This window comes from Streptomyces sp. NBC_01171 (assembly GCF_045039805.1).
Taxonomy (GTDB): Bacteria; Actinomycetota; Actinomycetes; order Streptomycetales; family Streptomycetaceae; genus Streptomyces.
This window is the reverse complement of sequence record NZ_CP108609.1, coordinates 2,643,549-2,669,183: the sequence shown is the minus strand read 5'-3', so window position 1 is coordinate 2,669,183 and position 25,635 is coordinate 2,643,549. Positions and strand designations below refer to the sequence as shown.

At 72.8% G+C, this 25,635-nt stretch carries 15 protein-coding genes and 1 pseudogene; 13 read left to right on the top strand and 3 right to left on the bottom strand.

The genetic code is table 11. The features are described from left to right. The first annotated feature begins 368 nt into the window (after positions 1–368). The 3 genes from OG448_RS12070 to OG448_RS12060 all read left to right on the top strand — a co-directional run bounded on the left by OG448_RS12070 (position 369) and on the right by OG448_RS12060 (position 3,974). On the top strand, positions 369–956 hold the full coding sequence (locus tag OG448_RS12070) for a sigma-70 family RNA polymerase sigma factor (protein WP_030811807.1): 588 nt from the start codon (positions 369–371) through the stop codon (positions 954–956). A 247-nt stretch (positions 957–1,203) separates the two neighbouring features. Beyond that, entirely contained in the window at positions 1,204–2,712 is a 1,509-nt protein-coding gene (guaB, locus tag OG448_RS12065) for an IMP dehydrogenase (protein WP_405553455.1), read from the top strand. Positions 2,713–2,849: 137 nt separating this feature from the next. Further along, complete coding sequence (locus OG448_RS12060; RefSeq protein WP_030811813.1) at positions 2,850–3,974, top strand: GuaB3 family IMP dehydrogenase-related protein; 1,125 nt, start codon at positions 2,850–2,852, stop codon at positions 3,972–3,974. Positions 3,975–4,033: 59 nt separating this feature from the next. Here OG448_RS12060 and OG448_RS12055 read toward each other — a convergent pair whose 3' ends face one another. Next, a complete protein-coding gene (locus OG448_RS12055; RefSeq protein ID WP_405553453.1) occupies positions 4,034–5,236 on the bottom strand; it encodes a nucleotide sugar dehydrogenase in 1,203 nt (400 codons plus the stop codon). A 293-nt stretch (positions 5,237–5,529) separates the two neighbouring features. Here OG448_RS12055 and OG448_RS12050 point away from each other — a divergent pair, with 293 nt between their 5' ends. Next, entirely contained in the window at positions 5,530–7,236 is a 1,707-nt protein-coding gene (locus OG448_RS12050; RefSeq protein ID WP_405553451.1) for a glycerol-3-phosphate dehydrogenase/oxidase, read from the top strand. A gap of 80 nt (positions 7,237–7,316) precedes the next feature. Here the strand turns inward: OG448_RS12050 and OG448_RS12045 are convergent. Continuing rightward, positions 7,317–8,378, bottom strand: a pseudogene (locus tag OG448_RS12045) (serine hydrolase domain-containing protein); the annotation flags it as partial. Between the two features lie 171 nt (positions 8,379–8,549). On the opposite strand from OG448_RS12045, the gene OG448_RS12040 reads away from it, so the two are divergent. The 8 genes from OG448_RS12040 (at position 8,550) to OG448_RS12005 (ending at position 22,751) form a co-directional block, all read left to right on the top strand. Next, a complete protein-coding gene (locus OG448_RS12040) occupies positions 8,550–10,508 on the top strand; it encodes a serine/threonine-protein kinase (RefSeq protein WP_405553450.1) in 1,959 nt (652 codons plus the stop codon). A 161-nt stretch (positions 10,509–10,669) separates the two neighbouring features. Continuing rightward, the gene (locus OG448_RS12035; protein WP_405553448.1) at positions 10,670–13,114 is read left to right on the top strand and encodes a protein kinase; all 2,445 of its coding nucleotides are present in this window, start codon (positions 10,670–10,672) and stop codon (positions 13,112–13,114) included. A 168-nt stretch (positions 13,115–13,282) separates the two neighbouring features. After that, positions 13,283–14,842, top strand: coding sequence for a serine/threonine-protein kinase (locus tag OG448_RS12030; RefSeq protein ID WP_405553446.1), 1,560 nt, complete (start codon positions 13,283–13,285; stop codon positions 14,840–14,842). Between the two features lie 96 nt (positions 14,843–14,938). Then, complete coding sequence (locus OG448_RS12025; protein ID WP_405553444.1) at positions 14,939–16,507, top strand: protein kinase domain-containing protein; 1,569 nt, start codon at positions 14,939–14,941, stop codon at positions 16,505–16,507. A gap of 94 nt (positions 16,508–16,601) precedes the next feature. Then, positions 16,602–18,206: a serine/threonine-protein kinase gene (locus OG448_RS12020; RefSeq protein WP_405553442.1), complete on the top strand. Its 1,605-nt coding sequence runs from the start codon at positions 16,602–16,604 to the stop codon at positions 18,204–18,206. A gap of 66 nt (positions 18,207–18,272) precedes the next feature. Then, on the top strand, positions 18,273–19,136 hold the full coding sequence (locus OG448_RS12015; RefSeq protein ID WP_405553440.1) for a serine/threonine-protein kinase: 864 nt from the start codon (positions 18,273–18,275) through the stop codon (positions 19,134–19,136). Positions 19,137–19,260: 124 nt separating this feature from the next. After that, positions 19,261–20,874, top strand: a complete 1,614-nt coding sequence (locus OG448_RS12010; RefSeq protein WP_405553438.1) for a succinic semialdehyde dehydrogenase — start codon at positions 19,261–19,263, stop codon at positions 20,872–20,874. 56 nt (positions 20,875–20,930) lie between these two features. After that, a complete protein-coding gene (locus OG448_RS12005) occupies positions 20,931–22,751 on the top strand; it encodes a GMC family oxidoreductase N-terminal domain-containing protein (RefSeq protein WP_405553436.1) in 1,821 nt (606 codons plus the stop codon). 663 nt (positions 22,752–23,414) lie between these two features. Here OG448_RS12005 and OG448_RS12000 read toward each other — a convergent pair. Further along, positions 23,415–23,684 carry a chorismate mutase gene (locus tag OG448_RS12000; protein WP_391295201.1) on the bottom strand — a complete coding sequence of 90 codons (270 nt, stop codon included), beginning with the start codon at positions 23,682–23,684 and terminating at the stop codon, positions 23,415–23,417. A 319-nt stretch (positions 23,685–24,003) separates the two neighbouring features. On the opposite strand from OG448_RS12000, the gene guaA reads away from it, so the two are divergent. Further along, positions 24,004–25,584, top strand: coding sequence for a glutamine-hydrolyzing GMP synthase (gene guaA / locus OG448_RS11995; RefSeq protein ID WP_405553434.1), 1,581 nt, complete (start codon positions 24,004–24,006; stop codon positions 25,582–25,584). The last annotated feature ends 51 nt before the right edge of the window (positions 25,585–25,635 follow it).

Genomic DNA, 25,635 nt, shown 5'->3' with positions numbered 1-25,635 from the left:
CGGCGCGTTCGTCGGAGGCGGCCGGTCGGGGCCGGCTGCGGCCGCCGGGTGTGAGGGGTCCGGTCCGCTACCGAGTCCGCTCCTGGCCGACGCCGCAGCTCACGGGCACCCCCGTAGCGGCCCCGTCGGCGGCGGGCAGGGCGGAATCGGTTCCGTTCGCGCCCCGCGAGGGACCGCGTGCTGCTTGTTTCGGCGGGGATGCCGCATCCTTGAGGTGTGGAGTCTCTCGGGGACGAGTCGAGCGAGCGGAAAACGAGCGGAAGGGGAGGGCGCAGGAGATGAGTGCCGGCGCACCTGCTCATAACGCTTCGGTGCACAACCACGAACGCGATGCCACGGACCGGACGGCCGCAAGGCACCATGGACCGATGCGCGACGACGAGGCGGGCACGGCCCCCGGGCCGATCGGCCCCCTGGTGCACCGTGCCGTCGACGGGGACGAGCAGGCCACGCACGACCTGCTCGCACACGTCCACCCCCTCGCACTGCGCTACTGCCGCACCCGCCTGTCCCGGCTGCCCGGCGACGCCCGGCACTTCGTGGAGGACCTCGCGCAAGAGGTCTGCGTCGCGGTGCTGCTCGCCCTGCCGCGCTACCGCGACACCGGCCGCCCCTTCGAGGCGTTCGTCTTCGCCATCGCCTCCCACAAGGTGGCCGATCTCCAGCGCGCCGCGATGCGCCACCCCGGCTCAACCGCCGTCCCCTCGGACGAGATGCCGGAGCGCCCCGACGACTCCCTGGGCCCCGAGGAGCGCGCCCTGCTCAGCTCCGACGCCGCCTGGGCGAAGAAGCTGCTGGCCAACCTCCCCGAGAACCAGCGCGAACTGCTGCTGCTCCGGATCGCCGTGGGCTTGACCGCGGAGGAGACAGGGCAGATGTTGGGAATGTCACCCGGAGCGGTGCGAGTGGCCCAGCATCGCGCGCTGAGCCGCCTGCGCGCTCTGGCCGAGCAGTAGCCCGCGACCGCGCGCCGAGGTGCCCCCCCCGGCGCGTCGGCGATGGATTCGCCTTGGCGTGAACGAGCCGGTGAGAAGCCCGCGAGGCTCCGCACCGGTCCCGCGCGGACCCGCGCGTGAGCATTCGCGCCGTCGAATCCGTACGAACATACGAAGCCTGAAGCGTCCCCGTAGTGTGGAATTTGCTCACGACGCTTCCCGTTAGCATGGACATCCGCACCGATCAAGGCCATTTGGGGAAGGTGTCATGACTGCCAACGTCGACGGAGTGCCCGGTAAATTCCAGACACTCGGGCTGACCTACGACGACGTGCTGCTGCTGCCGGGCTCGTCGGACATGGCGCCCGACGACATCGACACCGCCTCGTACGTCTCCCGGAACGTGCGGGTCAACATCCCGCTGCTGTCCGCGGCCATGGACAAGGTGACCGAGTCCCGCATGGCGATCGCCATGGCCCGTCAGGGCGGCGTGGGCGTGCTGCACCGCAACCTGTCCATCCAGGACCAGGCCAACCAGGTCGACCTGGTGAAGCGGTCCGAGTCGGGCATGGTCACCGACCCGATCACCATCCACCCGGAGGCCACGCTCGCCGAGGCCGACGCGCTGTGCGCCCGGTTCCGGATCAGCGGTGTGCCGGTGACCGACAACGACAAGAAGCTGCTCGGCATCGTCACCAACCGCGACATGGCCTTCGAGACCGACCGCGCCCGGCGCGTCCACGAGGTCATGACGCCGATGCCGCTGGTCACCGGCAAGGTCGGCATCTCCGGCCCGGAGGCCATGGAGCTGCTGCGCAAGCACAAGATCGAGAAGCTGCCGCTGGTCGACGACCGCGGTGTGCTCAAGGGTCTGATCACGGTCAAGGACTTCGTCAAGGCCGAGCAGTACCCGAACGCGGCCAAGGACTCCGAGGGCCGGCTGCTGGTCGGCGCGGCGGTCGGCGTGGCCGGTGACTCCTTCGAGCGCGCCCAGGCGCTGATCGAGGCGGGCGCCGACTTCATCGTCGTCGACACCGCGCACGGTCACTCCCGGCTGGTCGGCGACATGATCGCCAAGATCAAGTCCAACTCCTCCGGCGTCGACGTCATCGGCGGCAACATCGCCACCCGCGACGGTGCCCAGGCGCTGGTGGACGCCGGCGCGGACGGCATCAAGGTCGGCGTCGGCCCCGGCTCGATCTGCACCACGCGTGTGGTCGCGGGCGTCGGTGTCCCGCAGGTCACCGCGATCTACGAGGCCGCGCTCGCCGCCAAGGAGGCCGGGGTCCCGGTCATCGGCGACGGTGGCCTGCAGTACTCCGGCGACATCGCCAAGGCCCTGGTCGCGGGCGCCGACACGGTGATGCTCGGCTCGCTGCTCGCGGGCTGCGAGGAGTCACCGGGCGAGCTGCTGTTCATCAACGGCAAACAGTTCAAGTCGTACCGGGGCATGGGTTCGCTGGGCGCGATGCAGACGCGCGGCGACCGCAAGTCGTTCTCCAAGGACCGGTACTTCCAGGAGGGCGTCGCCTCCGACGAGGCGCTCATCCCCGAGGGCATCGAGGGCCAGGTGCCCTACCGGGGCCCGCTGTCCTCCGTGGTGCACCAGCTCGTCGGCGGCCTGCGTCAGTCGATGTTCTACGTCGGCGGCCGTACCGTCCCGGAGCTGCAGGACAACGGCCGGTTCGTCCGGATCACCTCGGCGGGTCTCAAGGAGAGCCACCCGCACGACATCCAGATGACGGTCGAGGCACCGAACTACAGCAGCAAGAAGTGACGCACGCGCACGCGTGCCGGTCGTGACGAGGGCGGTTCCGGGACACCCGGGACCGCCCTCAGCTTCGCCGGGGACGGCCATCGACGGCCCGGTCGGCGATACTGGAAGACGCTGTAAGCATCAGGGAAAGGCATGACGTGACTGAGATCGAGATCGGGCGCGGCAAGCGCGGCCGCCGGGCGTACGCCTTCGACGACATCGCCGTCGTCCCCAGCCGCCGTACGCGGGACCCGAAGGAGGTCTCGATCGCCTGGCAGATCGACGCCTACCGCTTCGAGCTGCCGTTCCTGGCCGCTCCCATGGACTCGGTCGTCTCCCCGGCCACCGCGATCCGCATCGGTGAGATGGGGGGCCTCGGCGTCCTCAACCTCGAGGGGCTGTGGACCCGGCATGAGGACCCGCAGCCGCTGCTGGACGAGATCGCGGAGCTGCCGGCCGAGGCGGCCACCCGCCGCCTCCAGGAGATCTACGCGGCTCCGGTCAAGGAGGAGCTGATCGGGCAGCGCATCAAGGAGGTGCGGGACGCCGGTGTGGTCACGGCCGCCGCGCTCTCCCCGCAGCGCACCGCCGAGTTCTCCAAGGCGGTCGTCGACGCGGGCGTGGACATCTTCGTCATCCGCGGCACGACGGTGTCGGCGGAGCACGTGTCCTCCTCGCACGAGCCGCTGAACCTGAAGCAGTTCATCTACGAGCTGGACGTGCCGGTGATCGTCGGCGGCTGCGCCACGTACACCGCCGCCCTGCACCTGATGCGCACCGGCGCGGCGGGTGTGCTGGTCGGCTTCGGCGGCGGCGCCGCGCACACCACGCGCAACGTGCTGGGCATCCAGGTCCCGATGGCCACCGCGGTCGCCGACGTGGCCGCCGCCCGCCGCGACTACATGGACGAGTCCGGCGGCCGGTACGTGCACGTGATCGCGGACGGCGGGGTCGGCTGGTCCGGCGACCTGCCGAAGGCGATCGCCTGCGGCGCCGACGCGGTGATGATGGGTTCCCCGCTGGCCCGTGCCACGGACGCGCCCGGCAAGGGCCACCACTGGGGCATGGAGGCGGTCAACGAGGAGCTGCCGCGCGGCCAGAAGGTCGACCTCGGCACCGTCGGCACCCTGGAGGAGGTCCTCACCGGCCCCTCCCGCACCCCCGACGGCTCCATGAACTTCTTCGGCGCCCTCCGCCGAGCCATGGCCACCACGGGCTACAGCGAGCTGAAGGAATTCCAGCGCGTAGAGGTGACGGTCGCGGACAGCCAGCACCGCCGCTGATCGTTTTTCGCGGAGAGGGCCCGGTCACCTTCGGGGTGACCGGGCCCTTTCGTGTGCGCTCAGAGGCGGTGCGCCGCTCCCGTGGGGGTCGCCCCTCGGGTGTCCAGGAGGAGTTGGGCTTTTACGGAGAGGCCCTGGAGGTCGTAGGTGCGGTGGGGCTGGAGGAGGAGGGTGAGGTCGGCGGCGGCCGCGGCTTCGTAGAGGGAGTCGGCGCGGGGGACCGGGCGGTCCAGGACGTGCCAGGCGGGGATGTGGGGGTCGTGGTAGCTGACGGAGGCGCCGAGTTCCATCAGGCGGACGGCGATCTCGTGGGCGGGGGCGCCCTGCTGGTCGGCGAGGTCGGCCTTGTAGGTGACGCCGAGGAGGAGGACGCGGGCGCCGCGGGCGGACTTGCCGTGCTCGTTGAGGAGGGCGGCGGCGCGCTGGACGACGTAGTGCGGCATGCGCTCGTTGACCTGCTGGGCCAGCTCCACCATGCGCAGGCCGCGGCTCGCGTGCCCGGTGAGGTCCTGCGGTACGCCGTGGCCGCCGACGCCGGGCCCCGGCCGGAACGCCTGGAAGCCGAACGGCTTGGTCTCCGCGCAGCGGATCACGTCCCACAGGTCGACGCCCAGCTCGTGGCAGACGACGGCCATCTCGTTGACCAGCGCGATGTTGACGTGCCGGAAGTTGGTCTCCAGCAGCCGTACCGCTTCCGCCTCGCGCAGCCCCCTCGCCCGGACCACCTTGTCGGTGAGCCGGCCGTAGAACGCGGCGGCCGACTCGGTGCAGGCCGGGGTGAGGCCGCCGATGACCCTCGGGGCGGGGGTGTGGTCGCGGCTGCCGGGGTCGGCCCGGCTGGGGGAGTAGGCGAGGTGGAAGTCGCGCCCGGCGCGCAGTCCGGAGCCGCGCTCCAGGATCGGCCGCAGCAGCTCCTCCGTGGTGCCGGGCAGGACGGGCGACTCCAGGATGACCGTGGTGTGCGGGCGCAGCCGCTCGGCCAGGGTGCGGGCGGCCGCCTCGACCTGGCCGAGGTCGAGTTCGCCGTCGGCGCCGCGCGGGGTCGGCGCGCAGATGACGGCGGTGCGGACCCGGCCGAGCTGGGCGGGGTCGGTGCTGAGCCGGAAGCCGGTGGAGCGCATCCGGCGCAGTTCGGCGGGGCTGAGCGACCCCGCCTCGGGGCCGGTGGCGTACCCGATGGTGGGGATGCCTGCGGCGACGGCGGCCTGGGCCAGCGGCATGCCGTAGGGACCGAGTCCGATGACGGCGAGATCTGCGGGCATGGCGTGGGCCGTCCTTCCCGATAGCCGAAGTGGGAATGGTGCGCAAGCCCGGTGGACCGCATGAGCGAGCGCACAGTCAGACTAGGTACAAATATGACCGTTATGTGTGATTGTGTTCGTGTGTCTTCGGGGTGATACACGCAGGTTGTCCACAGGTGGGGGCCCGTGGTGGCCGAACCCGGCCGAGCCCGCCACACTTTTGAGCATGAGGTTCTGGGCATGAGGAGGGGACGAAGGGGCCGCGCCGCACCGGGCACGGCCCACCAGCGGGTTTGCGAGAGCGGGAGGCAGCGGTGAGGACAGCGACCCTAGACCCGGCGCAGCGCGCCGAGGCACTGGCGGAGATGGCCGAGCGCGAACTGGACGTGCTGGTGGTCGGCGGCGGCATCGTGGGCGCGGGCACCGCGCTGGACGCGGCCACCCGTGGCCTGTCCACCGGTCTGATCGAGGCGCGGGACTGGGCGTCCGGCACCTCCAGCCGGTCCAGCAAGCTGATACACGGCGGCCTGCGCTATCTGGAGATGCTCGACTTCCCGCTCGTGCGCGAGGCACTGAAGGAGCGCGGCCTGCTGCTGGAGCGCCTCGCCCCGCACCTGGTCAAACCGGTGCCCTTCCTCTACCCCCTCCAGCACCGCGGCTGGGAGCGGCTGTACGCGGGCGCGGGCGTCGCGCTGTACGACGCGATGTCCATGGCCCGGGGCCACGGCCGGGGCCTGCCCACGCACCGCCACCTCAGCCGCAGCCGCGCCCTGCGCGTCGCCCCCTGCCTGCGCAAGGACGCCCTGGTCGGCGCCCTCCAGTACTACGACGCCGAGGTGGACGACGCCCGCTTCGTCGCCACCCTGGTCCGCACCGCCGCGTCCTACGGCGCCAAGGTCGCCAACCGCGCCCGTGTCACCGGGTTCCTGCGCGAGGGCGAGCGGGTCGTCGGGGTCCGGGTGGAGGACGTGGAGGGCGGCGGGGAGTACGAGATCCGCGCCCGCCAGGTGGTCAACGCCACGGGGGTGTGGACCGACGACACCCAGGGGCTGGTGGGTGAGCGCGGCCAGTTCCACGTCAAGGCGTCCAAGGGCATCCACCTCGTCGTGCCCAAGGACCGCATCCACTCCAGCACCGGGCTGATCCTGCGCACCGAGAAGTCCGTCCTCTTCGTCATCCCCTGGGGCCGGCACTGGATCGTCGGCACCACCGACACCGAGTGGGACCTCGACAAGGCCCACCCGGCCGCGTCCAGCGCCGACATCGACTACCTGCTGGAGCACGTCAACTCGGTCCTGGCGGTACCGCTCACCCGTGACGACGTCGAGGGTGTCTACGCGGGCCTGCGCCCCCTGCTGGCCGGCGAGTCCGAGGCCACCAGCAAGCTGTCCCGCGAGCACACCGTGGCCCACCCGGTGCCGGGTCTGGTGGTCGTCGCGGGCGGCAAGTACACGACGTACCGGGTGATGGCGGAGGACGCCGTCGACGCGGCGGTGCACGGCCTGGACCGGAGGGTGGCCGAGTCCGTCACCGAGGAGATCCCGCTGCTCGGCGCCGAGGGCTACCCGGCGATGTGGAACGCCCGCGAGCGCATAGCCGAGCGCAGCGGACTGCACGTGGCCCGCGTCGAGCACCTGCTGAACCGGTACGGCTCGATGGCCGACCAGCTCCTCGACCTGATAGCCGCCGACCCCTCCCTCGGCGAACCCCTGCGGCACGCGGACGACTACCTGCGCGCCGAGATCGTCTACGCCGCCTCCCACGAGGGCGCCCGTCACCTGGACGACGTCCTCACCCGCCGCACCCGCATCTCCATCGAGACCTTCGACCGGGGCACCCGCAGCGCCCGCGAGGCCGCCGAGCTGATGGCACCGGTGCTCGGGTGGGACGAGGACCAGATCGCCCGTGAGGTCGAGCACTACGAGAAGCGGGTCGAGGCCGAGCGTGAGTCCCAGCGCCAGCCCGACGACCTGACGGCGGACGCGGCCCGGCTGGGCGCGCCGGACATCGTGCCGCTGTAGGGCGAGCCTGAGGCTGGTTCACTCGAACGAGTGGCCGGGTCCGGGATCTCCGTTCCCGGCCCGCTCGTTCCAGGAAGTGCGGGACAGAACTCGGCGGCGAGCAGAGCCCGTTCGAGCCGGGGGTTCGTCTCAGCGTCCGTGTTCACCCGGAAGGTGACGACGCGGCTGCCGTCGGCGGTGGCCGCGGTGCGCACATAGCTTCCCGCGATCCGGCCGTTGTGTCCCCAGACGGTGAGCCCGCAGGGAAGCCGGGCCGGATACACGCCCATGCCGTAAGCGCCCTGTGTGGCACGGGTGTCCAGCATCTCGCGCAGCCGGCGCGGGGGCAGCAGGGCGCCGCCGAGCAGGGCCGCGTAGAAGCGGTCCAGGTCGGCGAGCGTGGTCACCAGCTCGCCCGCCGCCCCGGCCACGCGGGGGTCGAGTTCGGTCACGTCGGAGCCGTCGGCGGCGTAGGCCCGGCCGTGCGGAGAGGGCAGGGAGCGGCGGGAGCCGGGGAAGGAGGTGCCCGCGAGGCCCAGCGGGGTGATGATCCTGCGCCGTGCCTCGGCGGCGTAGGAGTGGCCGGTGACCTGACGGATCACCATGCCGAGCAGGACGTAGTTGGTGCTGGAGTAGGAGTGGTGGCCCGGGCGGCCGGCGGGGAGGGCGAGTGCGAGCCGGACGGCCTGAAGGGGAGTCAGCGGGACCCTGCCCCGGGTGGCGTCGGTGAAGTCGGCGATGCCGCTGGTGTGGGTGAGCAGGTTGCGCAGGGTGAGGCGGGATTCGTCGCCGGAGTGCCGTGTCCCGGCGCGGAGTCGGGGCAGGAGTCCGGGGAGGTGCTGTTCGACGGTGTCGGACAGGGAAAGCCGGTGCTCCGCGGCGAGTTGCAGCACGACGGTCGCCACGAAGGTCTTGGTGACACTCCCGGCGCGGAAATGGTCGGCACGGGCGACACCCCGGCCCGCGTCCGCGTAGCGCCATGCGCGGCGTGAGCCACGAAGGTCCTGCGCGAGCAGGGCCGCGGCGGGGGCTCCATCCTCGCTGACCAGCAACGGAAGCACAGTGTCCGAGAACCCGGCGACGGGGGTCGCGCCGGGAGCAGTGGGGGTGAGCAGCAGAGCCACGAGAACCGGTATGGACAGGACTGTCCGAAGGGTCGGCATCCCTGGCTCCTTCCGTGTCGGGGGACATCATCCCGGCAACTGGAACATCTGGTTCAGGGGGCCCGCCGACACGGCGGACGAGGTGCACCCGGAGGGGCCCCCTGGGCGTCGGCCGGTTGCCGGGTGAGGGACAATGAAGGCTCTGTCAGGGCGGGTTGCATGAGGGGACGCATGTCGGAGGCGGAGCGGGCGGGGTCATCCCGTCAGGAGACTCGTCAGGGCAAGAACGAGCGTCGTCTTCTCGCCGGGCGGTACCGGCTGGGGGACGTGCTGGGCCGGGGCGGCATGGGCACGGTCTGGCGTGCCGAGGACGAGACCCTGGGCCGGACGGTGGCCGTCAAGGAGCTGCGGTTCCCGTCGAACATCGACGAGGAGGAGAAGCGGCGCCTGATCACGCGCACGCTGCGCGAGGCCAAGGCGATCGCCCGTATCCGCAACAACAGCGCGGTGACGGTCTTCGACGTGGTCGACGAGGACGACCGGCCGTGGATCGTCATGGAGCTGGTCGAGGGCAAGTCCCTGGCCGAGGTCATCCGTGAGGACGGCGTACTGACGCCCCGTCGGGCCGCCGAGGTCGGGCTGGCCGTGCTGGACGTGCTGCGGTCCGCGCACCGCGAGGGCATCCTGCACCGCGACGTGAAGCCGTCCAACGTGCTGATCGCCGAGGACGGCCGGGTCGTGCTCACCGACTTCGGCATCGCCCAGGTCGAGGGCGACCCGTCCATCACCTCCACCGGCATGCTCGTCGGCGCCCCCTCCTACATCTCCCCGGAGCGGGCCCGCGGGCACAAGCCGGGTCCCGCCGCCGACCTGTGGTCGCTGGGCGGCCTGCTGTACGCGTCGGTCGAGGGCGTGCCGCCCTACGACAAGGGGTCGGCCATCGCCACCCTGACCGCCGTGATGACCGAGAGCCCCGAGGAGCCCAAGAACGCGGGCCCGCTGGGCGAGGTCATCAAGGGCCTGCTCACCAAGGAGCCCGCGCAGCGGCTCGACGACGCCGGCGCGCGGGCCATGCTCAACAAGGTCATCAACGCCGGTGACCCCGAGCCGCTGGACGCCACGCGGGTCGTGCCGATCCCGGCGCAGCCCGACTCCCCCGAGACCGAGCGGGAGGAGTCCGGGGACAAGGTGCGCGGCGCGCTGCGCTCGGTGCGCAAGGCCGCCGGTGCCGCGTCGGCCGCCGCTGCCGCCCGGTCGAAGAGCGAGTCCGGCGCGACGGCCGGCGCCGGTGGGCGCGGGACGTCCGACACGCCGAACTCCAGCACGAACAAGCCAAGTTCGAGCTGGCCCGTGATGCCCCGGCCCGACATGGATCTCCCGCCGAGGCCGGCGCCGAAGGCGTCGCTCACCGACGTGGTGCCCAGGCGCACGCTGATCGTCATCGCGGTGGTGATCGCGCTGATCCTGGTGGTGGCCGGCATCGTTCTCGCCGTCACCCTCGGCGGTGGCGGCGACAAGGGCAACGGCGCACAGGGCGCGCCCAGCGCCAGTTCCTCCACCAAGCGGGACCCGGGCAAGGGCGGCTCCGGCGCCACCGGTCCCGACGGTTCGGGCTCCGCGCCCGCCACCGACGGCTCCCGCTCCGGCGGGGCCGGCGACGGGAGCACCGCCGACGACTCCGACGGCAAGAACGGCAGCGGCGATTCGGACGACGGCTCCTCCTCCGGCTCCTCCGGGAAGAAGGGCTCCGGCAGCGCGCCCGCCGTGACGACGCGCAAGAGCTCCCAGGGCTACTCGATCGGGCTGCCCAAGGGCTGGAAGTACGGGTCGTCGAGCGCCGCGGGCGACCGTTACACCGGCCCCGACGGGCAGAAGCTGCTCGTCGCCTGGACCAGCACGCCCAAGAGTGACCCGGTGAAGGACTGGGAGAACCAGGAGCGCTACATGGTGCGCTCCCAGTACGACCGCATCCGCATAGAGAAGGTGGACTACCGGGGCTGGAACACGGCCGACTGGGAGTTCACCTACGTGGACGGCGGCACCAAGTACCGCTCCATCGACCGGGGTTTCGTGGTCAACGACCACCTGGGGCACGCGCTGATGTACACCGCGAAGAGTGCCGGCTGGGACGACGCGCTGCGCAAGGACACCTGGAAGACGCTCACGACGTCCTTCGAGCCCAAGTCGTGACCTGAACGAGCCCGGGTCGGGAGCCTGGAAATCGGTCATCCCCTCGGTGCGGGTTGCCTCCGGCACGTATCGTGAATGGTTGAGAACCGTACGCAGCCGGGTGCGACGCGTGACGGGCGGTGAACGATCGCGGGCGACCGGAACGGCAGGGGGTGGCAGACGTGGACGACTACGCGGGGCGAGTGCTCGCCGACCGCTACCGCCTGCCGCTGCCGCCCTCCGACGAGTACGAACTCACCGAGACGTACGCCTTCGACACCTACAGCGGGCAGGAGGTGCTGGTCCGTCAGGTGCCGTTGCCGGAGGTCGTCGAGGCCGAGGTGATCGGCGCCGAGGGACTGCCCGAGGGGTTCACCGCGCGTGAGCGCGGCCGGCGCGCCCCGGCGGGCCGCAGCGCCACCCGTACGCCCCGGGACCCCGCCGTCCGGCGCGCCGTGGAGGCCGCGCAGGCGGCGGCCCGGATACCGGACCATCCGCGGCTGGACCAGGTCTTCGACGTGTTCGCCGAGGGCGGTTCGCTGTGGATCGTCAGCGAGGCGGTGTCGGCGCGCCCGCTGTCCGCGCTCCTCGCCGAACAGCCGCTGTCGCCGTACCGCGCGGCCGAGGTCGCGGCCGACGTGGTGATGGCGCTGCGCGTGCTGCACGCCCACGGCTGGACCCACCGCAACATCACCGCCCGCACGGTCCTGATCTGCGACGACGGACGGGTCATGCTGACCGGCCTCGCGGTCGGCGCGGCGGAGGAAGCGCTCTGCGGATACGACCCGGTGCCGGCCCAGGACGGCCCGGAGGACCACCCGCTGCCGGACCAGCGGCAGCCCGGCGGGAGTGTCGTACCGCGTACGGCCGCGGCGGCGGCCGTCGCCGACACGGACCCCGAGGCCGCACGGCGTGCCGCGATCCAGGCCCGCGTGGCCGGCGGACTTCCCGCACCCGCCACCAACGGCGACTCCGGCGCCCCCGCGCCGGCCCTGCCGCGCCCCGTGGAGAGCGGGGACGACATCCGGGCCGCCCGCGCCGGGGCCATCGCCGCGTACCGCGCGGGGGCCCGTGCCGCCGCCCGCGTACAGGAGGCGCAGCGGGGCGGCCGTACCGCCCTGCCCGGCGCGCGGACGCCGGCCGAAGGGGAGATCGCGGCGGAGAACGGTACGCCGCCGGGCTCCGTGGCCGACCCGTACGGGGTCGCCGGACGCCCCTGGCACGGCGCGGCACCCCGTCCCGCCCAGCCGGAAGCGGCGCCCCCGTACCCGTTGAACCCCGCCCAGCCGGGCGTGCCCGCTCCGCCCCGGCCCGCGCCGCCCGCGCAGAACGGCGGGTCCGGCGTTTCCGGATGGGACGAGCCCGAGACCGCCGGGGCGCGGCGCGGACCCGGTACCGCCATCGCGGCCGAGCGGTCGCGGCACATGCGGATGACCGTGGTCGGCCCGGTGACCGAGCGGTGGGCGCCCGAGCAGGCCGGGCCGGTCCACGAGAACTGGCAACTGGCCGCGCCCGTCGGCCCCGCGACCGACCTGTGGGCGCTCGGCGCGCTGCTCTTCCGTGCCGTCCAGGGACATGCGCCCTACCCGGAGGAGTCCACCGCCGAGCTGGTGCAACTGGTGTGCGCGGAGCCGCCCGCCTACGCCGAGGAGTGCGGGCCGCTGCGCCCGGTCGTGGAGTCGCTGCTGCGTCAGGACCCCACCGAGCGGCTGGACTTCGAGGAGCTGAGCGGCTGGCTGCGCTCGCTGGTGCGGTCCGCGCCCGAGCCGGACGCCGGTGCCCATGTGGTGCCGGTGCCGCCCGCCGACCCGACCCGGCTGCCGATAGTGCGCCGGCGCGGCGAGCTGGCGCGGTGGCGGCGCCGCAACAAGGCGCCCATGCCACATCCGCACGCCCGGCACAAGCGGGCCCGGCAGGAGGCGCAGGGCTCCCCGCGCAGCCTCGGCCGCACCCTGCTGCTGCTCGTCCTCCTGCTGCTGGCCGGGGCCGTGGCCTACGCGGTGATGTTCATGCCCAAGCAGGGCGAGGACGACGGCCGTACCGGAGCGGCGGGGCAGGCGAGCCCCGCCCCCTCCCACGAGCGGCAGCAGCCGTCGGACGAGGCGAGCGCTCCGGGCGACGGTCCCACCGCGTCCTCGCCCGCCACCGAGACCCAGACCGGCGGAGGGGCGGCGGCGGACGGGTTCACGCTGCGCACCGACCCGGCCGGCTTCAAGGTCGCCGTCGCCAAGGGCTGGTCCCACACGCCGCGCAACGGCAGCGGCCAAGTGGTGTACTCGCACGGGAACTTCGAGCTGGTCGTGGTGCCCGGCCGAGACAGCACCTCCACCTACGGCAGCGACCCGATGGTGTACCAGCGGGACAAGGAACGGGAGTTGCAGCCGTACCGCGACTCCAGTTGGGCCACCGCGTCGGGACTGCGCACCATCGAGGTGGGCGGACGGACCATGGCCGAGGGGCAGTTCACCTGGACCGACGCCCAGGGGCGCGACCTGTTCGTGCGCAACATGGCGATGCTGCTCAACGGGCGGTACCACATCGTGCAGGTCCGCGGCCCGGAGGCGGAGCGGGACGAGGTCACCCGGCTGTACGACCAGGCGACGGCCACGTACCGCTACACCGGCTGAGGCGACGCTCCGACAGGGCCCTTTGCGGAAGCGGGCGTTCGGTTGCACCGACTGTGCGGAAGCGACAACAGTCACAGTGCGGATTCCGTGGTACCCCGCCGGTTCCCTGGGCGGGGGCCGGTCCCTAGTCTGACCCTGACAAGAACATTGCGGGGCAACGTGAATCAGATGCAGGGCCAGCTCGTGGCGGGCCGTTACCGGCTCACCGATTCCATCGGCAGCGGCGGCATGGGACGGGTGTGGCGCGCCCATGACGAGGTGCTGCACCGGAAGGTCGCCGTCAAGGAGCTGACCGCGGCGCTGTACGTCTCCGAGAGCGACCAGCACGTGCTGCTGGCCCGCACCCGCGCCGAGGCCCGGGCCGCCGCGCGCATCAACCACTCCGCCGTCGTCACCGTGCACGACGTGCTGGAGCACGACGGCCGCCCGTGGATCGTGATGGAGCTGGTCGAGGGCGAGTCGCTGGCCGACGCGGTGAAGGAGCGCGGGCGGATCGAGCCCCGCGAGGCCGCGCGGATCGGACTGTGGGTGCTGCGGGCGCTGCGCGCGGCGCACACGGCGGGTGTGCTGCACCGTGATGTGAAGCCCGGCAACGTCCTGCTGGGCCGGGACGGCCGGGTGCTGCTCACCGACTTCGGCATCGCCCAGATCGAGGGCGACAGCACCATCACCCGTACCGGTGAGGTCGTCGGCTCGGTCGACTACCTCGCGCCGGAGCGAATACGCGGCCACGACCCCGGTCCCGCCTCCGACCTGTGGGCGCTCGGGGCGACGCTGTACACCGCCGTCGAGGGCCGCTCGCCCTTCCGCCGCACCTCGGCCCTGGGCACCATGCAGGCCGTCGTGGAGGAGGAGGCCGAGGAGCCGCGCAACGCCGGCCCCCTCGCCCCGGTCATCGCCGCCCTGCTCCACAAGGACCCTGCCCGCCGCCCCGACCTGTCCACGGCCGAGCGCATGCTGGACGACGCGGCAGCGGGCCGCCAGACGCAGACCGCGCCGGTGTTCACCCCGCCCCCGCAGAGCACCGTCCCGGCCCCCCGCGACACCGCCGTCACGCCCGTAGCCCCCGGCCCGGCCCGTCGCGGCCACCGCACCCGCATGCTCGCCCTGGCCGCCGCAGCCGTCCTGGTCTTCGGCGCGAGCCTGGCCGTCGGCTACCTCCAGTGGGGCGGGGGCCACCAGGCGGCGGGCGAGGACGACCCCACGGACAGCCCGTCCGCCTCCGCGTCGGCGACGAACGGCTCCAACGCCGTCCCCGACGACTGGGAGCGGTACGACGACCCGGTCGGCTTCAGCCTCTCCCTGCCCAAGGGCTGGAAGCGGTCCGTCTCCATCGACCAGGACGGCATACGGCAGGTCGACTACTCACCCGACAGGGGTAAGCACCTGGTCCGGGTCGCCGTCGACACCGACCCGGACTTCCGCACCTCCTACGAGCACCTGACCGACCTGGACCAGCGGGTCTCACCCCGGCTGCTGGAGTACAAGCGGCTGGTCCTGAAGGAGGAGGTGTTCCGCGACGAGCCGGGCGCCCGCTGGGAGTACACCTGGAACGCCCTGGCCAAGGACGGCCCCCACTACTTCCCGGGTCCCTACCACGCGATCGACGTCGGCTACATGAAGGCCGACGACACCGAGTACGCCGTCTACGCGTCCTCCCCGGCCGACGACTGGCCCACCACCAAGAAGCAGTTCAACTGGATTCTGCGCAGCTTCCAGGAGGGGTGACGGCCCGGGCGTGGTCGGGGCGGGCGGCCGTCAGCGCCGTACCTTGGCCGGTCAGCGCCCCGGAGGGGGTGGGTCCGGTGCGGCATGATGGGCGGTATGGGGACCGAGGGGCACGACCTCCGTGTGGTCGCGGGCCGTTACCGCCTTGAGGCGCGCATCGGACGCGGCGGGATGGGTGTCGTCTGGCGGGCCGACGATCTGGTGCTGGGGCGTCAGGTGGCGGTCAAGGAACTCACCCTGGACGACTCGCTGTCCGAGGAGGACGCGCGCCGGAGGCGGGAGCACTCCTTCCGGGAGGCGCGAGCGGTCGCGCAGTTGCGGCATCCGCACATCATCGTGGTGCACGACGTGGTCGAGCAGGACGAACGCCCGTACCTCGTCATGGAGTTGATCGGCGGCTGCTCGCTCGCCGAGCGCATCGCCGCCGGCGGCCCGGTGGACGCCGCCGAGGCCGCCCGGATCGGCGCCGACCTGCTGAGCGCGCTGGCCACCGCGCACGCGGCCGGGGTGCTGCACCGGGACATCAAGCCCGCCAACGTGCTGCTGGAGTCCGGCACCGACCGGGTCGTGCTCACCGACTTCGGTATCGCCCGGGTCGCGGGAGCGACGACGCTCACCGAGACCGGTTCCTTCGTCGGCTCGCCCGAATACACCGCCCCGGAGCGGATGTCGGGGCTGCGCGGCGGGCCCGCCTCCGACCTGTGGTCGCTGGGCGCGCTGCTGTGTGCCGCGCTCAGCGGCGAGTCGCCCTTCCGGCGCGACTCGCTCGGCGGCATCCTGCACGCCGTCGTCACCGACGAGATCCGGCCGCCCGCCGAGGCCGGCCCGCTGCTCCCCGTCATCCGGGGCCTGCTGGAGCGCGACCCCGAACTGCGGCTCGGCGCCGCCGACGCCGAACGCATGCTGCGCACCTACCTGGAGACCGGCCGTATGCCGCCCGCGTCCGGCGTCCCCGCCGCCGCGCGCACCCTCCGGCTGCTCGGCGCGGTACGCGGCGCCAAGTCCGACGCGCCGCCGGCCGTGCCCGAACCACCGCAGAGCCCCGCCGCACCGGCGTCCCCGAGGCGGGCCCGGCTGATCGCCGCCCTGCTGGTCGCCGCGGTGGCCGGAGCGGCGGTGTCGGCGGCGGTGCTGATGCTGCACGAGAACCGGGGCGGCGGCGACGACGCGCCCGGCGCCCCCTCCGCCTCCCGCACACCGGGCCCCACCGGCACCCAGGCGCCCTCCGGGTACCGCACCGCCCGCGACCCCGCGGGCTTCGCCCTGGCCGTGCCGGACGGCTTCACCCGTGAACGGCAGGGCGAGCGCGTCTTCTACCTCTCCGCCGGGGGAACCTTCCGCCTCGGCATCAAGATCTCCCCGCCGGAACCCGGAGGCCCCGCCGCCGTCCTGGAACGCCTCGCCGCCGAGGGCGCGGACAGCAACCCCGGCTACCGCGACGGCCGCGTCACCGAGACCAGCCACGAGAAACACCCCGCCGCGCTCTGGGAGTTCACCTGGAACGGCTACACCCGCGCCGAGGGCGCCCGGCACACCTACGACCTGTGCTGGGAGGAGGGCGGCCGGATGTACGACGTGTGGGTCTCGGGCCCCGTCGGCAAGGTGCGCGAGGCCCGCGAGCACTTCGACGTGGCCGTGGACACCTTCACCGTCACGGCTCCCTGAGACGACCACGGGGCGGACCCGGCTTGGTCACGGCTCTGTGACCGGTTCCCGTTCCCCCTGGCTGCATGCGTGGACCGCTTGGTAGGCATGAACCATGAGCAGCGACGGGGGAGTCGGCCGTGCGGCCGACGACACGACGAGTTTCGTACTGCGTCCACCGGACCAGGACCCGGGGCCGCCGCGCGAGCCGGCCGTACCCGCGCAAGCGCCCCAGCCGGCCCAGGAGCCCGGCGCGGGGCGGCTGATCGCCGGCCGGTACCGGCTGCTGGGCAAGCTCGGGCACGGCGGGATGGGCACGGTGTGGCGGGCCAGGGACGAGACGGTGGAGCGCGAGGTGGCCGTCAAGGAACCCCGCGTGCCCGACCACCTCTCCGAGCGCGAACGCGCCAACGTCTTCGAGCGGATGCGCCGCGAGGCCCGCGCCGCGGCCCGTCTCGACCACCCGTCCGTGGTGGACGTGCACGACGTCGCCGTGGTCGACGGCCGCCCCTGGATCGTCATGGAGCTGGTGCACGGCCGCTCCCTCGGCAGCGCCCTCCAGGAGGGCACACTGGACCCGCGCGAGGCGGCCCGGATCGGCCTCGACGTGCTCGGCGCGCTGGAGACCGCGCACACGGCGGGCGTCCTGCACCGGGACGTGAAGCCGGACAACGTCCTGCTGGGCCGGCACGACCGGGTCGTCCTCACCGACTTCGGCATCGCGCAGATCGAGGGCGAGACCCAGCTCACCGACACCGGCGGTTTCGTCGGCTCGCCCGAGTACACCGCGCCCGAACGGGTGCTGGGGCAGCGGCCGGGACCGGCGAGCGACCTGTGGTCCCTCGGCGTCGTCCTGTACACGGCGACCGAGGGCGTGTCGCCGTTCCGGCGCAGCAACACCCCGGCCACCCTCCAGTCCGTGCTGCACGCCACCCCCACGCCGCCCGCCGCGCGGGGCCCGCTGGCCGAGGTCATCGACGGCCTGCTCCGCAAGGACCCGGCCGCCCGTCCGACGGCACCACAGGTACGCGCCCTGCTGGAGGCCGCCGTTCGGCCCCCGGCGCCGCCGCCCCGCACCGAGGCCGTGTCCGCGCCCCGGTGGCGGCCGGGCCGCCGGACATGGCTCGGGGCCGGAGCAGCCGTGGTGGTGGCCGCCGTCGTCGGCTGGCTGGTGCTGGCCGACCCGTTCGCGGGCCCGCTGCCCGACGGTTGGACCGACCGGAAGGCGCCCGCGCTGGGTGCCACCCTCGCCGTCCCGGAGAGCTACCAGGTGAAGCTCCCCAAGAAGGACGACACCGACCGGAACTGGGTGTCGTACTCCGACTGGAGCGGTGCCGTCTCCGTCGTGCTGAGCCTGGACCGCAAGGGCGACGACTCCCTGAACGCCATCCAGAGCAACGCGGCCGCCCAGATGTACGCCGACGACGAGAAGTTCAAGAAGGACGGCGCGTACCAGCTCGACATGCCGGGCGGCGCGAAGACGAAGCCGGACGGCTCGGCCACGTACCAGGGGCGGAAGGCGGCGCGGAACACCGTCTCCTACACCACCGACGACACGCAGAACCCGCTCCCGCGCGAACTCCAGCTCTTCTACTACCGGACCGCCTCGGGCGACATGTACAAGCTCGTCGTCGGCTATCCGGGCAAGGGCGACTTCACCGCGCGGGGGCGCGAGGTGGCCAAGGAGGCCATTGCCGGGGTGCGCTTCGACAAGCCCTGAAACCGGCCGAGTTGAAGGCGTGCACCCGCGTCGACAAGGACCGGGTGCGCGCGGTACTGATGGGGCATGAGTGACGACGGCGCACCCCCGCTCGACGGACCCTCGCTCGGCGGGCGCTACCGGCTCCTCGAACGGGTCGGGGCCGGTCCGACCGGCACCGTCTGGCGCGCCCGCGACGAGCGGGACGGGGACCTGGTCGCCGTCAAGGAGCCCCGGCTGCCCGGCGGTCCGGCGGGCGAGGAGGCCGGGCGGACCGCGCACCGGCTCCAGCGCGAGGCGGGCGCCGCCGCCCGCGTACGCCACCCCTCCGCCGTGCGGGTCCTGGACGTGGTCGGTGAGGACGGGCTGCCCTGGATCGTCATGGAGTGGGTGGAGGGCGAGTCGCTGCGCGAGACCGTACGGCGCGGTCCGCTGCCGTCCGCCGAGGCGGCCCGGATCGGGCTCGCCGTGCTGGGCGCGCTGCGCGCCGCGCACGCCGTGGGCATCGTGCACCGGGACATCAAGCCCGCCAACGTGCTGATCGAGTCCGGCACCGGGCGCGTGGTCGTCACGGACTTCGGGATCGGTGACCGGCACACCGAGGACGCCCCCGAGGGGTTCGTCGCGCCGGAGCGGGCGTCCGGGCGGGGTGCCGGACCCGCGTCCGACCTGTGGTCGCTCGGCGCGCTGCTCGCCGCCATGACGGACGGCGCCCCCGGCCCGCTCGCCCCGCTGCTGGACCGCCTGCGCACTCCGGACCCCGACACCCGGCCGGACGCGGCGCAGGTGGCGGCGGAGCTGGAGAGATGCGCCGGCGTGAAGGTCGGGGAGCCGGAGCCCGAACCCGTCACGGAACCCACGCAGACGATCGTGACCCCCGCCCCGGTCGTCCGCCGTACCCCGCTCGCGGCCCTCGGACTGCTGCTGTCGAAAAAACCCGGAGCCGAGTGACCGGGCCGACAACGCGCTGATCAGCACGTTCACCGCCAGTGATCACTGGCGGAATGTGTGCGGCCGGTGAAACCCCGTTACCGACGGGTACCGAAAGGGCGGCCACCGGCATACCCTGCGGCTCATGACGGACTCGCAGGCCCCGGAAGTCACCGGCACCAATCCGATCGCCCCGGCCCCCGAGGGCGTGCGCACCGCCACCGACGTGGTCACCCCCGAGCTGCTGGCCCAGCTCACCAAGGGCGTCACCGGCTCGGGCCGGACCAGCAACCACACCCCGCTCACCGGGGCAAAGCTCGCCGACCTGCCCGAGTCCAGTCCGGACGACGTCGCCGCCGCCTTCGAGGCCGCCCGCGCCGCCCAGCGGGTGTGGGAGCGAACCCCGGTGCGCGAGCGGGCGGCGGTGCTGCTGCGCTTCCACGACCTGCTGCTGGAGCGCCAGTCGGAGGTGCTCGACCTCATCCAGTTGGAGACCGGCAAGGCGCGGCTGCACGCCCACGAGGAGGTGCAGGCCGTCGTCGTCGCCGCCCGGCACTACGGCCGCCGGGCCCCCGCCTACCTGCGGCCCAAGCGGCACACCGGTGCCATGCCGACCCTGACCAAGGTCACCGAACTGCGGCACCCGCGCGGGGTCGTGGGCCAGATCGCCCCCTGGAACTACCCGCTCGAACTCTCCGTCGGCGACGCCCTGCCCGCCTTCGTCACCGGCAACGCGGTCGTGATGAAACCGGACACCGAGACCTGCCTGACCGCCCTGTGGGCCCGTGACCTGCTGATCGAGGCCGGACTGCCCGCCGGGGTCTTCCAAGTGGTCCTCGGCGAGGGCCCGGTGGTCGGCCCGGAGATCGTCCGCCACGCCGACTACGTCTCCTTCACCGGCTCCACCCGCACCGGCCGCGAGGTCGCCCAGGGCGCCGCCGCCCGCCTGATCGGCGTCTCCCTCGAACTCGGCGGCAAGAACGCCATGCTGGTCCTGGACGACGCGGACATCGAGAAGGCCGCCGCCGGCGCCGTACGCGCCTGCTTCTCCTCGGCCGGGCAGCTCTGCATCTCCATCGAGCGGCTGTACGTCCACGAGTCGGTCGCCGACGCCTTCCTGGAGCGCTTCGCCGCCCGCACGAAGGCCATGCGGCTCGGCACCGCCCTCGCCTACGGCGCCGACATGGGCTCGCTGGCCGGGGAACGCCAGCTCAAGGCCGTCGAGGCGCATGTGACCGAGGCCGTCGCCAAGGGCGCCAAGGTGCTCGCGGGCGGGGTGGCCCGGCCCGACATCGGCCCGTACTTCTTCGAGCCCACCATCCTCGACGGCGTCGACGACACCATGTCCGTCTGCGCCGAGGAGACCTTCGGCCCGGTCGTCTCCGTCTACCGCTTCGGCTCGGACGACGAGGCCGTGGAGCGCGCCAACGCCACGCCGTACGGCCTCAACGCCTCGGTGTGGACGACCAGCGCCAAGCGCGGCCTGGAGATCGCCGCCCGGCTGCGCACCGGCACGGTCAACGTCAACGAGGGGTACGCCCCCGCGTACGGCAGCGCCCAGTCCCCGATGGGCGGCATGAAGGACTCCGGCCTCGGCCGCCGCCACGGCTCCGAGGGCATCCTCAAGTACACCGAGGCCCAGACCGTCGCCCACCAGCGGCTGCTGCCCATGGCGCCCTCGCTCGGCATGGACGACGCCGCGTACGCGGCCTTCATGAGCCGCAGCCTGAAGGTGATGAAGGCGTTCCGCTTCCGCTGACGCCTTCTCGCCGACCTGATCCGCCGTTCCACCACCGTTCTCGACGAGGAGAGCACGTGCCGCAGGAGAAGACTGTCCAGACCCGGAACGAGGAAGGGCGCGACGACGGTTACGACTACGACGTGCTCGTGGTCGGCTCCGGCTTCGGCGGCTCGGTGACCGCCCTGCGCCTGACCGAGAAGGGCTACCGCGTCGGCGTCCTGGAGGCGGGCCGCCGCTTCACCCCCGCCACCCTGCCCCGCAACTCCTGGGACCTGCGCAACTACCTCTGGGCCCCGAGGCTCGGCCTGTACGGCATCCAGCGCATCCATCTGCTGGGCAACGTCATGGTGCTGGCCGGCGCCGGCGTCGGCGGCGGCTCCCTCAACTACGCCAACACCCTGTACGTACCGCCGAAGCCGTTCTTCGAGGACGCCCAGTGGCGGCACATCACCGACTGGCAGGACGAGCTGTCGCCGTACTACGACCAGGCCAAGCGGATGCTCGGGGTCCGGCTCAACCCGACGACTACCCCCTCCGACACGCATCTGAAGGCGGCGGCGCAGCGGATGGGCGTCGGCGACACCTTCCACATGGCGCCGGTCGGCGTGTTCTTCGGGGACGGCGAGGACGCCGACGGTGCGGCCAAGGCGCGGCCCGGCGAGCAGGTCGCGGACCCGTACTTCGGCGGTGCCGGGCCCGCGCGGCGGGCGTGCACCGAGTGCGGCGAGTGCATGACCGGGTGCCGGCACGGCGCGAAGAACACCCTCAACGAGAACTACCTGTACCTCGCGGAGAAGGCGGGCGCGGTGGTGCACCCGCTGACCACCGTCGTCTCCGTCACCGACGACTCGCGCGGCGGCTACGCGGTCGCCACCCTGCCCACCGACCGCAAACGCACCGGCCGAGGGCGGCTGTTCACCGCCCGCCGGGTCGTCCTCGCGGCCGGCACCTACGGCACCCAGACCCTGCTGCACCGCATGAAGGCCAGCCACCTGCTGCCCCACCTCAGCCCCCGGCTCGGTGACCTCACCCGCACCAACTCCGAGGCCCTGGTCGGCGCCCAGACCGACAACCGGCGCTACCGCAAGGCGCACGGCGCGGACAAGGTCGACTTCACGCGCGGGGTGGCCATCACGTCCTCCGTCCACCCGGACGCCGACACCCACATCGAGCCGGTCCGCTACGGCAAGGGCTCCAACTCGATGGGCGGCCTCACCATCCTCCAGGTGCCCTACGCCGAGGGCTCCTCGCGCGTCCTCGGCTGGCTCGCGCACGCCGTCCGGCACCCGGTGCAGCTCGCCCGCTCCGTCTCCAACCGGCGCTGGTCGGAGCGGACCATCATCGGCCTGGTGATGCAGTCGCTGGACAACTCCCTGACGACGTACCTGAAGCCCGGCGGCGTCGGCAAGGGCCTGCTGACCGCCCGGCAGGGCCACGGCGCGCCCAACCCGACCCAGATCAAGGCCGCCACCGAGGCCGCCTCCGCGCTCGCCGCGGAGATCAACGGCTTCGCGGGCAGCAACGTCGGCGAGCTGATGGGCACCCCGCTGACCGCCCACTTCCTCGGCGGCTGCCCCATCGGCGACTCCGCGGAGACCGGCGTGATCGACCCGTACCACCGGCTGTACGGGCACCCCGGCATCTCGGTGGTGGACGGGGCGGCGGTCTCCGCGAACCTGGGCGTGAACCCGTCGCTGACGATCACCGCGCAGGCCGAGCGGGCCATGGCGTACTGGCCGAACAAGGGCGAGGAGGACCCGCGGCCGGCGCCGGGAGCGGCGTACGAGCGGCTGGAGGCGGTGGCGCCGCGCACTCCCGCCGTCCCGGCGGACGCCTTCGGCGCGCTCCGGCTGCCGTTGCTGGCGGTGCCGGAGGTGCCGCCGAAAAAGAGCTGAACGGGCGGCTGGGAAAGAGACAGGGACCTGCGTCCCCCTCCGAACGCAGGTCCCTCGATTCTCACCGTTTTCTTGATCCCGGTGCCTGGTTCGATGCGCGAGGACGGCCGGGGGTTGTACCGGTGGCCCGGATTCCGGTGTGGCGTCGATCACGCCAGGGTGCGGGCGTGACGAAGGGCCCCGCGGGACTCGGCCGCGAGGCCCTTGTCGTCAGCACCGGCGTGAGGGAAGCGCCGGTGCCGGGGAAGCGGCGCCGGGGGGTCACGCCGCCCGCCTCGACGGTCCGCACCGGTGGCGGTGGTGGTGCGGCGAGGGTGCCGGGGATGCGCGGGGGACATGGGGAGGGTGCGCTGCGTGCCGCACGCCCTGAGGCGTCCGCGGCCGCCCGGTCCGGCACGGGTTCATATGTGCAGTTGTCCGTCGGACGGCCCCGGGCGTCCCCGGAGCCGGCCGTTCTCTTGGGTGACCGGGCTGCTGTCCCCTGCCGTCCGGTCACTACTCCGGGACGAGGTCCCACGGCGTACGGCACGACCCGTACGCCTCATCGCCCCGGCGAGCCACGCGTGGTTCTGTCGGGCCCGCCCCTGGCTGGCACGGACAACGGGCTCAACGAAGCGGTGCGCGAGCCGGTCACGCGCCGTACGGGTGAGAGCGGCACCGAACTCAGATGCGACCCCGGCACAGCTCCAGCAGGGTCATGGCGAGCGCCGTGCCGGGCTTGCCGAGGGCGTCCCGGTAGCGGCCGAGGATCTCCATCTCGCGGGAGAGGCTCACCCGGCGGCCGCCGGAGGCGATCCGGGTCTGCTGGACGACGGCGGAGACGGCCATCCGCTCCTGGACGAGGCCGATGATCCGGTCGTCGAGCGCGTCGATCCGCTCGCGGGCGTCGTCGATGGTCCGCTCGGGCCCGGTGTGCGGGGTGGCAGTGGTCATGCGGGGCTCCTGGTCGCTGATGGCCGCCCCGGACCGGCAGGACCCGGAAAGACGACAGGCGCTCCGGGCCTTGTCGGCCCGGAGCGCCTGTCGGAAGTCGCTTGTTATGTGCTCAAGCAGAACGACCATGGCAGCCGGCGGGCCCGGTGCCATAGGTAAAGCGGAAGGTCGTCTGGGTGAACACGGGGTCAGTATGCCACGGCTGCCAGTCACCCCGGACCGCCTGTGGACCTCTTCCTCCGGCGTCCGGGAGGGGGTCGGCGCCCACCCCGTTAGAATCGGTCATACAGACCCCCGCCCAACCGCCGGAAGGCACCCCGTGTCATCAGCGACCCAGTCTGCCGCCGCCCCCGACACCGTCCTGGTCGTCGACTTCGGCGCGCAGTACGCCCAGCTCATCGCCCGTCGCGTCCGCGAGGCGCGGGTCTACAGCGAGATCGTGCCCAGCAGCATGCCGGTGGCCGAGATGCTCGCCAAGAACCCCGCGGCGATCATCCTCTCCGGAGGCCCCTCCTCGGTCTACGAGGAGAACGCCCCGCAGCTCGACGGCGACCTCTTCGAGGCCGGCGTCCCCGTCTTCGGCATGTGCTACGGCTTCCAGCTCATGGCCCAGACCCTCGGCGGCACCGTCGACAACAGCGGCGCCCGCGAGTACGGCCGTACCGGGCTGCACGTCTCCATGTCCGGCTCCACCCTGTTCGAGGGCACCCCGGACGAGCAGCCCGTGTGGATGTCCCACGGCGACGCCTGCTCCGCCGCCCCCGAGGGCTTCACCGTCACCGCCTCCACCGACGTGGTCCCGGTCGCCGCCTTCGAGAACGACGAGAAGAAGCTCTACGGCGTCCAGTACCACCCCGAGGTCATGCACTCCACGCACGGCCAGCAGGTGCTGGAGCACTTCCTGTACCGGGGCGCGGGCCTGACCCCGTCCTGGACCACGGGCAACGTCATCGAGGAGCAGGTCGCCGCGATCCGCGAGCAGGTCGGCGACAAGCGTGCCATCTGCGGCCTGTCCGGCGGCGTGGACTCCGCCGTCGCCGCGGCCCTGGTCCAGAAGGCCATCGGCTCCCAGCTCACCTGCGTCTACGTCGACCACGGCCTGATGCGCAAGGGCGAGACCGAGCAGGTCGAGAAGGACTTCGTCGCCGCCACCGGCGTCCAGCTCAAGGTCGTCGACGCCGAGGAGCGCTTCCTCAAGGCGCTCGCCGGGGTCTCCGACCCCGAGGAGAAGCGGAAGATCATCGGGCGCGAGTTCATCCGCGTCTTCGAGCAGGCCCAGGCCGAGATCATCGCGGACGAGGGCCCGGCCGTGGAGTTCCTGGTCCAGGGCACCCTGTACCCGGACGTGGTCGAGTCCGGCGGCGGCACCGGCACCGCCAACATCAAGTCGCACCACAACGTCGGCGGCCTCCCCGAGGACCTCGAGTTCCAGCTCATCGAGCCGCTGCGCAAGCTGTTCAAGGACGAGGTCCGCATGGTGGGCCAGGAGCTGGGCCTGCCCGACGAGATCGTCCAGCGCCAGCCCTTCCCCGGCCCCGGCCTCGGCATCCGCATCGTCGGCGACGTCACCAAGGAGCGCCTGGACCTGCTGCGCGACGCCGACGCCATCGCCCGCGAGGAGCTGACCGCCGCCGGTCTCGACCGCGAGATCTGGCAGTGCCCGGTCGTCCTGCTCGCCGACGTCCGCTCGGTCGGCGTCCAGGGCGACGGCCGCACCTACGGCCACCCGATCGTGCTGCGCCCGGTCTCCTCCGAGGACGCCATGACCGCCGACTGGTCCCGGCTGCCCTATGACGTGCTGGCGAAGATCTCCACCCGGATCACCAACGAGGTCCGCGACGTCAACCGCGTCGTCGTCGACGTGACCTCCAAGCCGCCGGGCACCATCGAGTGGGAGTGACCCCGGTGCCGGCCCGCTGACCGGCATCGCACGAGGTGGAACGGCTCCGGC

Coding starts and splice junctions, on each gene's coding strand:
- OG448_RS12040 (WP_405553450.1), top strand. CDS start 8,550: ATGTCGGAGGCGGAGCGGGCGGGGTCATCCCGTCAGGAGACTCGTCAG.
- OG448_RS12025 (WP_405553444.1), top strand. CDS start 14,939: ATGGGGACCGAGGGGCACGACCTCCGTGTGGTCGCGGGCCGTTACCGC.
- OG448_RS12070 (WP_030811807.1), top strand. CDS start 369: ATGCGCGACGACGAGGCGGGCACGGCCCCCGGGCCGATCGGCCCCCTG.
- OG448_RS12020 (WP_405553442.1), top strand. CDS start 16,602: ATGAGCAGCGACGGGGGAGTCGGCCGTGCGGCCGACGACACGACGAGT.
- OG448_RS12000 (WP_391295201.1), bottom strand. CDS start 23,684: ATGACCACTGCCACCCCGCACACCGGGCCCGAGCGGACCATCGACGAC.
- OG448_RS12030 (WP_405553446.1), top strand. CDS start 13,283: ATGCAGGGCCAGCTCGTGGCGGGCCGTTACCGGCTCACCGATTCCATC.
- OG448_RS12010 (WP_405553438.1), top strand. CDS start 19,261: ATGACGGACTCGCAGGCCCCGGAAGTCACCGGCACCAATCCGATCGCC.
- OG448_RS12015 (WP_405553440.1), top strand. CDS start 18,273: ATGAGTGACGACGGCGCACCCCCGCTCGACGGACCCTCGCTCGGCGGG.
- OG448_RS12055 (WP_405553453.1), bottom strand. CDS start 5,236: ATGCCCGCAGATCTCGCCGTCATCGGACTCGGTCCCTACGGCATGCCG.
- guaB (WP_405553455.1), top strand. CDS start 1,204: ATGACTGCCAACGTCGACGGAGTGCCCGGTAAATTCCAGACACTCGGG.